The following is an 8,616-nucleotide window of genomic DNA, read 5'->3' as shown; positions in this document are numbered from 1 at the left end:
TCGGGTTTACACCGATGGTTGCTTCCGGCAGTGCAGGAACGGTCGGTGCATCCGTCGGGTTTACTCCGATGGTTGCTTCCGGCAGGGGAGCCACGGTGGGTGCATCGGTGGGGTTCACGCCCACGGTTGCCTCGGGCAGGGGTGCCACGGTCGGTGCGTCGGTCGGGTTTACACCCACGGTTGCTTCCGGCAAGGGCGCTACGGTGGGTGCGTCGGTCGGGTTTACACCCACGGTTGCCTCAGGCAGGGGTGCCACGGTCGGTGCGTCGGTCGGGTTTACACCCACGGTTGCTTCCGGCAAGGGCGCTACGGTGGGTGCGTCGGTGGGGTTCACGCCCACGGTTGCTTCCGGCAGAGGAGCCACCGTCGGAGCATAGGTCGGAACCGCAGAAACCACGGGCTCCTGCGCGAAAAGCTCAAGAGGCTTCTGAGCATCAAACGAGCCGTACTCAGCACCCTGAACGCCAGCCGCCATAGTGCCCGCAATGTACTTGTGAGAGGTATTCAGCGTCGCCGCAACATCCGCCGGGACCTTCACCTCCGTCTCAAAAGCACCGTTGTGAATCTGCGAAGCAGGTACGGTCACCTCAGCCACGAAGCGCATACCCGTCTGAGGAAAACGACCGGGAACCCACACATTCGTATCAGACACCACCACGCGCACACCGTGCGGGGTCGCCTCACCCGTGTAGCCGGTACCGCGCACCTTCAACACAGTCTCACCCTTGGTGTTCAGACGCGGCGAATCCACGTACAGAACCGGTGCGGCGCTATCCTTCACAACGTCCATGCGCAGAACCTGACCGCCACCGTAACCATCAACGATGATATTAGCGACGAAGCTGTAGTTCTTCGCCGGGTCAATCAGGCTACCGGGAACGTAATGGGTCGCAGTCGCCGTGCCGTCCTTGAACGGGCCCTCAACGCGCACCGTCTGAATCGGGTTCAGAAACGGGAAACCCCTATGGTTTGCCTCGTGCAATGCCGGGGCGAAAGCGGTAGTTTTCGCGGGCAGTTTCGACGCCTTGAACGTAATCTTGTTCAGACGCAGGGCAGTCTTCAACTCACGAGTATTGGTCTCAACCTTGTAGTTGTAGACCGTAATAACCGGTGGGTTATCCGGATTCGGGGTATTCGCTGCCGCAACAGAAGGCAGAGCGCACAAGCTCAAGGAAGCGGCAAGAAGAACAGAAGCGCCGGCGCTACCGTAGCGGCGGGAACGAGAAGAGTTAGCCATCATGAAGTTCCTTCTACATGGGTGATTGAGTGATCCGCACTCTTCCTGTATCGCGCCAAGTCGAGTGCGTATACGGTACCGCGACATCGCGGTTAATTACACCGTAACACGCACCTAAACGCATAAACCGGACATAAGATAACTCGCCGAAATATTACGTAAAACCAATGCCTACAGGGCGCACAATAGGGCGGATGAATAAGACAAACACGCACAGCGCCGGGTGGAGGATACGGAAATGCTAGGGTAGAAAGATGCCCACGCAGAAGAACCCGCAGAACCGAGTAGAAGCAGCCCAGCCCTCCCCGCCCGCCGAACCCAACGCTACTGAGCACAGCGCTACTGAGCACAGCGCCATCGACAGCACGCACCGCGTCGTGAACGTATGCGCCGTAGCAATCCGCAACCGGGACGGGCTCGTACTCACCGTGCGCAAACAAGGAAGCGACGGGTTCATGATGCCCGGCGGCAAACCCGAACCGGGGGAGACCCCGCTACAGACCGCCTGCCGCGAAGTGAACGAAGAAATCGGGCTCACCCCCGACCCCGCCCGGATGCACCACCGCGGACTCCTGGAAGCGGCGGCACTGAACGAGGCAGGCTTTACGGTACGCGCCGAAACCTACGAATACGCACCCACCGACGAACAACACGAGCTATTGGCTTCACTGGTGCCGCAGGCAGAAATCGCTGAGCTGCGCTGGGTCAACCCCGCCATGAGCAGCCCCTCCGATAGCGCCGCGCAGGCACCGCTGAATACCGAGCAGATTTTCCCGCTGCTGGCACGCACCCCGCTACCGTAACCCCCGCCCCTGACGTGCCCCCTGAACCGGCGGGTGGCACACATGAGGTACACAGGTGCATCCGGTACCCTCAACATAGCAGCATCTATCACGGGTAGAACGCATAGAGGCGCTCCACCCCGGAAACCCCCATACACCCCAAGGAGAACCATGAAGAAGACTGACTACAACCTCGCCGTCTACTGCGGGGCACGCTCCGGCAACGACCCGCTCTTCACCACCCGCGCCCAGGAGCTCGGCACCCTCTGCGCCCAGAACAATATTGGCGTGGTGTACGGCGGCGGCCGCACCGGCCTCATGGGCACCGTTGCGGGCGCAACCCTGGACGCCGGCGGCGTAGTTTACGGCGTGGTCACCCACAAGCTGGTTGGCCTGGAGGGCGTGTACCCCGGCCAGACCACCCTCGACATTGTGGACACCATGCACCAGCGCAAAATCGCCATGATTGACAAGGCTGACGCGTTTGTCGCCATGCCCGGCGGCCCTGGCACCCTCGAAGAGTTCTTTGAAGTTTTCAGCTGGCAGTTCCTCGATATTCACTCCAAGCCGGTCGCGCTGCTGAACGTCAACGGCTACTGGGACAAGCTCATCGACGCCATGCACTACATGGCGTCCACCGGCCTGCTCAACGAACGCTACCTGGACGAGCTCATCATCGTCACCACCCCCGAAGAGCTGCTGGAGGCGCTCGCCAAGGACCTGGAGCGCCGCGCCACCGAAAAGAATGCTGCTGAATAAAACAACGCAGAAAACGAGATTGACTATGACCACCGACCCTACGCAGGCACGCACCCTGCTGCTGACCTTCTTCGGTCCGTTCCCCGGCGTGCCTGTGAACCCCACCGTAGCGCTCGCCGAAGGTGCTCAGCGTCTGCTGACTCAGATGCGCCCGGACCTGAACGTCATCACCCGCGAGCTGCCCGTCAGCTACGACGGTTCTAGCACTGCACTGCGCACCGCCCTGCAGGATGTGCAGCCCGATGCGCTCATCAGCCTGGGCGTGGCGGTTGGCCGCGACGTGGTCAGCCTCGAACAGGTCGCTATCAACCTGGACTCCGCCGGTATTGAAGATAACGACGGCGACCAGCGCTGCGATGAGCCAATCGCTCCGGGTGGTCAGGAGGCGTACTTCTCCTCCCTGCCGGTGCGCGCCAGCTTTGAGCGTCTGCGTGCGGCGGGGGACCCGGTCGAGATTTCGTACACTGCCGGAACCTACGTGTGCAACCATGTGTTCTACGAGGGCCAGCGCATCAGCCGTGAACTGGGGTTGAGCATCCCCACCGGATTCGTGCACGTGCCCGCAACCTGCGCCGACGGCGAAGAGGCCACCGAAGACACCGGCATGACTGCTCACCGTGACGCCGGTGGCGTAGTGCGTGACGAGCAGGGCATCCCGCAGCTGCCTGAATCCACCGTGGTGCGCATTATTGCTGAGGTCGCCTCCGACACCCTGCCCGCAGTGGACTAGTAGCACGGCATATAGCTAGAACCTGTATAACAAAACCGCCGGATAGCCTCCCTAACTGGGAGCCTATCCGGCGGTTTGTGCATCCTATACCCGCAGGCTATAAAACCTTCGGGGCTATGTTTGAGCTACTACTTGGTGCGGTTCTTCAGGTAGTAGTCAATCAGCGAAGCGGTCGAAGAATCCTGACGAGCCAGAACCTCGCGGTCACCCTCAATAGCGGGAACCAGGTCCAGCGCCAGCTTCTTACCGAGCTCAACACCCCACTGGTCGAAGGAATCGATGCCCCACACAACACCCTGAACGAAGGTGATGTGCTCGTACAGGGCAATCAGGGAGCCCAGAACGCGCGGGGTCAGGCGCGGCGCCATGATGGAGGTGGAGGGGCGGTTACCGCTGAAGATACGTGCGTTGACCACGTGCTCTGCGGTGCCCTCTGCACGAACCTCTTCCTCGGTCTTGCCGAAAGCAAGAGCCTGGGACTGTGCGAAGAAGTTAGCCAGGAACAGCTCGTGAACGTCCTGCTCGCCGTCCTTGGTCGGGTGGACCGGGTTAGCGAATGCCAGGAAGTCCGCGGGAATCAGGCGGGTACCCTGGTGAATCAGCTGGTAGAAAGCGTGCTGGCCGTTGGTGCCGGGCTCGCCCCAGAACACTTCACCGGTTGCGTAGTTGACGAAGGAGCCGTCCGCGCGAACGGACTTGCCGTTGGACTCCATGGTCAGCTGCTGCAGGTATGCGGGGAAGCGGTGCAGGTACTGGTCGTAGGGCAGAACTGCGTGGGTCTCAGCACCGAGGAAGTTCACGTTCCAAATGTTCAGCAGACCCATCAGAACGGGTACGTTCTGAGCCAGGGGAGCGGTGCGGAAGTGCTCATCCATTGCGTGGAAGCCGGCGAGGAAGTCAGCGAAAACCTTCGGGCCGAAAACGATAGCCAGGGAGGTACCGATTGCGGAGTCTACGGAGTAGCGGCCGCCAACCCAGTCCCAGAAGCCGAAAGCGTTCTCGGGGTCAATGCCGAATGCCGCGACCTTATCCAGCGCGGTGGAGACAGCCACAAAGTGCTTAGCCACAGCCTCGGATGCTTCCTTACCTTCCAGAGCGCCAGCCTCAGCCAGTGCGGACAGCAGCCACTCGCGTGCTACGCGTGCGTTGGTCAGGGTCTCGAGGGTACCGAAGGTCTTGGATGCGACGATGAACAGGGTGGTCTCGGGGTCCAGGCCGGAGACCTTCTCAGCCACGTCGGTCGGGTCAATGTTGGAGATGAAGCGTGCGGTGATGCCTGCGTCTGCGTAGGGCTTGAGAGCCTCGTACACCATGACCGGGCCCAGGTCGGAGCCACCGATACCGATGTTCACAACGGTCTCGATGCGCTTGCCGGTGATGCCGGTCCACTCGCCGTTGCGCACGCGCTCAGCGAACGCGTAGATCTTCTTCAGCACGGCGTGAACGTCTGCGTCTACGTCCTGGCCGTCAACGGTCAGCGCGGGGGTGTAACCCTCGGGGCGGCGCAGCGCGGTGTGCAGCACGGCGCGGTCCTCGGTGACGTTAATGTGCTCGCCGGAGAACATTGCCTCGCGAGCCTGTTCCAGCTTGACCTCTTCAGCGAGCTTGACCAGCAGCTCGACGGTTTCGGAGGTAATCAGGTTCTTGGACAGGTCGACGTGCAGTTCGTCGGCGGTGAAGCTGAGCTTCTGCGCGCGTTCCGGGTCAGCGGCAAACCATTCGCGCAGGTTCGGAGTGAGGGACTTGTGGTGAGCGGACAGAGCGGACCACGCGGAGGTGGTCGTGGGGTCAATAGAAGTAGTCATGGTTCCATTCTCTTATTTTCGGGGGTCTCTGTCACCTCTTTCGAGAGTGATATGGGACGATACGGCGAAAAAATCGAAACCTGGCACGCTATTGTGGGCCTTGCAACATCAAGATGTAGAGTAAAACTTATGACTTCTTCACCTGAACACGCACCCGATGACACTTACGCACCGCGCTACCTGCTCATCTCCCGCGAAGGGGAAACCCTCCTCAACGATGACGGAACCCTGCACTACCTGACCGGTAACGATACTGCCGAGCCGCTGACCGAAGAGGCTATCCTTGCGCGCAGTGTGATCCGCCCCGCCGCCTACGGTGCTGACGCCCAGAAGAATAGTGAGGCAGAGGTGCACGTGCTCTACTGTGAGGATGAAACCCTCGCGCAGGTCGCCGCCGACCTGAACGACCCTCGGGTGCGCGCCTCCACCAGTGGTTTCCGCTACTACCCGGTCCACGATGACCCGGAAGGCCGCGCCCACTACGCCACCGCCCTGGCACGCCGCGACTACCTCATTGACATGCGCTACTCCGCATACAGTGGCGAGGAGGCGCCCCTCGGCTCCAAGGGCATCCGCCGCACCGCCTCCGGCGAGCTGGTGTTCCCCCGCATTGAACCCGCCGTGATGGCGCTGGTGATCAGCCGCGACGGCGAGCGCGTGCTGCTGGCGAATAACCGTCAGTGGCACCCCAACCGTTTCGCCCTCATCGCCGGTTTCGTTGACCCTGGCGAGAACCTCGAAGAGGCAATCGCTCGCGAAGTCTACGAGGAGACCGGCCTGCACACCCTCAGCACCGAATACCGTATGAGTGATGTGTGGCCTTTCCCGCGCTCGCTCATGATTTGCTACCGGGCGCGCGTGGATGAGAATGAACCCATCATCCATCACGATGGTGAGATCCGTGCCGCCCGCTGGTTCACCGCCGCTGAGTTGCGTGAGGCGATTGCTATTTCGGAGGAGCGCGGCAACAGCGACGAGGACGACCCCGCCAAGCTGGAGTTGCCCGGCACGAACGCCGTCGCCCGCCGCATGCTTGATGAGTGGCTCGCCGAAAAGCCCTAGTGATACACTGGTAGCTAAGCCCAACGGAGGGGGGTCCGTTTTGGCGTGCCCGGAAACGCTCTCATTGCAGAGCGGGTCCACTGGCATACACTCAAACCGGCAAACACCCCCAGATAACCTATCTGAAGGTACTGCCCCGTGACCCCCGCGCCTTCTAGAGCGCACCCGCTGGCAAGACTATCCCCTAGATTTAAGCGAGAAACTTAACGCATGTCTGAAAACACCGCTTCGCGCCCCGACCTTCGCAATGTGGCCATCGTGGCACACGTTGACCACGGCAAGACCACCATCGTCGACGCGATGCTGCAGCAGACCCACGCCTTCTCTGCCCACGCAGATGTTGAAGACCGAGTCATGGACTCCGGCGACCTCGAAAAGGAAAAGGGCATCACCATTCTGGCGAAGAACACCACCGTGTTCTACAACGGCCCTTCCGCCAACGGTGAGACCATCACCATTAACGTTATTGACACCCCCGGCCACGCCGACTTCGGTGGCGAGGTGGAGCGCGGCCTGTCCATGGTTGACGGCGTTGTGCTGCTCGTGGACGCATCCGAAGGCCCGCTGCCCCAGACCCGCTTCGTGCTGCGTAAGGCACTGGCTGCTAAGCTGCCCGTGATCCTCGTGGTGAACAAGGTTGACCGCCCCGACTCCCGTATCGACGAGGTCGTTGGCGAGTCCATGGACCTGCTGCTTGGCCTGGCATCTGACCTGGCGGACGAAGTTCCCGACCTGGACCTGGACGCTGTGCTGAACGTTCCGGTAGTGTACGCATCCGGTAAGGCTGGCGCTGCATCCCTGAACCAGCCCGCAGACGGCCAGCTGCCCGACAACGACGACCTTGAGCCGCTGTTCAAGACCATCATCGAGCACGTGCCCGCCCCCACCTACGACCCCAACGAGGTTCTGCAGGCACACGTGACCAACCTGGACTCCTCCCCGTTCCTGGGTCGTCTGGCACTGGTCCGTATCTTCAACGGCACCCTGAAGAAGGGCCAGACCGTTGCGTGGGCACGTCACGACGGTGAAATCAAGAACGTCCGCATCTCCGAGCTGCTGGCTACCAAGGCTCTCGAGCGTGTACCCGCAGAGTCCGCTGGCCCCGGCGAGATTGTCGCAGTGGCTGGTATCGAGGACATCACCATTGGTGAAACCCTGACCGACGCTGAGAACCCCAAGCCCCTGCCGCTGATTAAGGTGGACGATCCCGCGATCTCCATGACCATCGGTATTAACACCTCCCCGCTGGCTGGCCGCGTCAAGGGCGCAAAGGTCACCGCACGTCAGGTGAAGGACCGCCTGGACCGCGAGCTGATCGGTAACGTGTCCATCAAGGTTCTGCCCACCCAGCGTCCGGACGCGTGGGAGGTTCAGGGTCGTGGCGAGCTCGCCCTGGCTATCCTCGTGGAGCAGATGCGCCGCGAAGGCTTCGAACTGACCGTGGGTAAGCCCCAGGTGGTTACCAAGACCATCGACGGCAAGGTCTACGAGCCCATGGAGCACATGATCATTGACGTGACCGAGGAACACCTGGGTGCTGTCACCCAGCTGATGGCTGCACGTAAGGGCCGCATGGAGAACATGTCGAACCACGGTACCGGTTGGGTCCGTATGGAGTTCGCTGTTCCCGCACGTGGTCTGATTGGTTTCCGTACTCAGTTCCTGACTGAGACCCGCGGTGCCGGTATTTCTTCCTCCTACTCGATTGAGCACGAGCCGTGGGCTGGCGACATTGAGTACCGCACCAACGGTTCGCTGATCGCTGACCGTGCCGGCGTGGTGACCCCCTACGCGATGATCAACCTGCAGGAGCGTGGCACCTTCTTCGTGGAGCCCACCTCTGAGGTGTACGAGGGCATGATCGTTGGTATGAACTCCCGTGCAGACGACATGGAAGTTAACATCACCAAGGAAAAGAAGCTGACCAACATGCGTTCTTCGACCGCGGACAACTTCGAAAACCTGACCCCGCCGAAGAAGCTGACCCTGGAAGAGTGCCTGGAATTCGCTCGCGAAGACGAGTGTGTTGAGGTGACCCCCGAGGCGATTCGTATCCGTAAGGTCATCCTGGATTCCAACGAGCGTGTCCGCGAGTTCCGCCGCCGCGCCCGCGCGAACTAGTACAGCGCGAACTGATAGCGCGTTAGCGACTCACCTGCTGTAGCGGGTGCTGTCGTTGCGTAAGAACCGCCGCTGCCTTCTGAAGAGGAGGTAGCGGCGGCTCTGTTTAAATCTCAGGCG

General features: G+C 61.3%; 7 protein-coding genes. 5 read left to right on the top strand and 2 right to left on the bottom strand.

The features are described 5' to 3' along the window. Positions 1-1,237, bottom strand: a 1,237-nt coding sequence (locus HMPREF3055_RS01785; protein ID WP_246826872.1) for a hypothetical protein, incomplete at its 3' end; no start/stop codon positions are given. Between the two features lie 254 nt (positions 1,238-1,491). On the opposite strand from HMPREF3055_RS01785, the gene HMPREF3055_RS01780 reads away from it, so the two are divergent. The 3 genes from HMPREF3055_RS01780 (at position 1,492) to HMPREF3055_RS01770 (ending at position 3,508) form a co-directional block, all read left to right on the top strand. After that, positions 1,492-2,040, top strand: a complete 549-nt coding sequence (locus tag HMPREF3055_RS01780) for an NUDIX hydrolase (RefSeq protein ID WP_210399374.1) — start codon at positions 1,492-1,494, stop codon at positions 2,038-2,040. 150 nt (positions 2,041-2,190) lie between these two features. Then, a complete protein-coding gene (locus tag HMPREF3055_RS01775) occupies positions 2,191-2,778 on the top strand; it encodes an LOG family protein (protein WP_070737619.1) in 588 nt (195 codons plus the stop codon). A 25-nt stretch (positions 2,779-2,803) separates the two neighbouring features. Further along, positions 2,804-3,508 carry a pyroglutamyl-peptidase I gene (locus HMPREF3055_RS01770; protein WP_070737616.1) on the top strand — a complete coding sequence of 235 codons (705 nt, stop codon included), beginning with the start codon at positions 2,804-2,806 and terminating at the stop codon, positions 3,506-3,508. Positions 3,509-3,636: 128 nt separating this feature from the next. On the opposite strand, the gene pgi is transcribed toward HMPREF3055_RS01770, so the two are convergent. Beyond that, positions 3,637-5,313 carry a glucose-6-phosphate isomerase gene (gene pgi / locus HMPREF3055_RS01765; protein WP_070642848.1) on the bottom strand — a complete coding sequence of 559 codons (1,677 nt, stop codon included), beginning with the start codon at positions 5,311-5,313 and terminating at the stop codon, positions 3,637-3,639. A 129-nt stretch (positions 5,314-5,442) separates the two neighbouring features. Here pgi and HMPREF3055_RS01760 point away from each other — a divergent pair, with 129 nt between their 5' ends. After that, on the top strand, positions 5,443-6,375 hold the full coding sequence (locus tag HMPREF3055_RS01760) for an NAD(+) diphosphatase (RefSeq protein WP_070737613.1): 933 nt from the start codon (positions 5,443-5,445) through the stop codon (positions 6,373-6,375). Between the two features lie 210 nt (positions 6,376-6,585). Continuing rightward, a complete protein-coding gene (gene typA, locus HMPREF3055_RS01755; RefSeq protein ID WP_070737610.1) occupies positions 6,586-8,496 on the top strand; it encodes a translational GTPase TypA in 1,911 nt (636 codons plus the stop codon). Positions 8,497-8,616: the final 120 nt, after the last annotated feature.

Source organism: Rothia sp. HMSC061C12 (assembly GCF_001815755.1).
In the GTDB taxonomy this organism is placed as follows: domain Bacteria; phylum Actinomycetota; class Actinomycetes; order Actinomycetales; family Micrococcaceae; genus Rothia; species Rothia mucilaginosa.
This window is presented reverse-complemented; position numbering and strand designations above follow the sequence as displayed.

What these genes read in the sequence shown, in the direction of transcription:
- typA (WP_070737610.1), top strand. Translation starts at nt 6,586, where the DNA reads ATGTCTGAAAACACCGCTTCGCGCCCCGACCTTCGCAATGTGGCCATC.
- HMPREF3055_RS01780 (WP_210399374.1), top strand. Translation starts at nt 1,492, where the DNA reads ATGCCCACGCAGAAGAACCCGCAGAACCGAGTAGAAGCAGCCCAGCCC.
- HMPREF3055_RS01760 (WP_070737613.1), top strand. Translation starts at nt 5,443, where the DNA reads ATGACTTCTTCACCTGAACACGCACCCGATGACACTTACGCACCGCGC.
- pgi (WP_070642848.1), bottom strand. Translation starts at nt 5,313, where the DNA reads ATGACTACTTCTATTGACCCCACGACCACCTCCGCGTGGTCCGCTCTG.
- HMPREF3055_RS01775 (WP_070737619.1), top strand. Translation starts at nt 2,191, where the DNA reads ATGAAGAAGACTGACTACAACCTCGCCGTCTACTGCGGGGCACGCTCC.
- HMPREF3055_RS01770 (WP_070737616.1), top strand. Translation starts at nt 2,804, where the DNA reads ATGACCACCGACCCTACGCAGGCACGCACCCTGCTGCTGACCTTCTTC.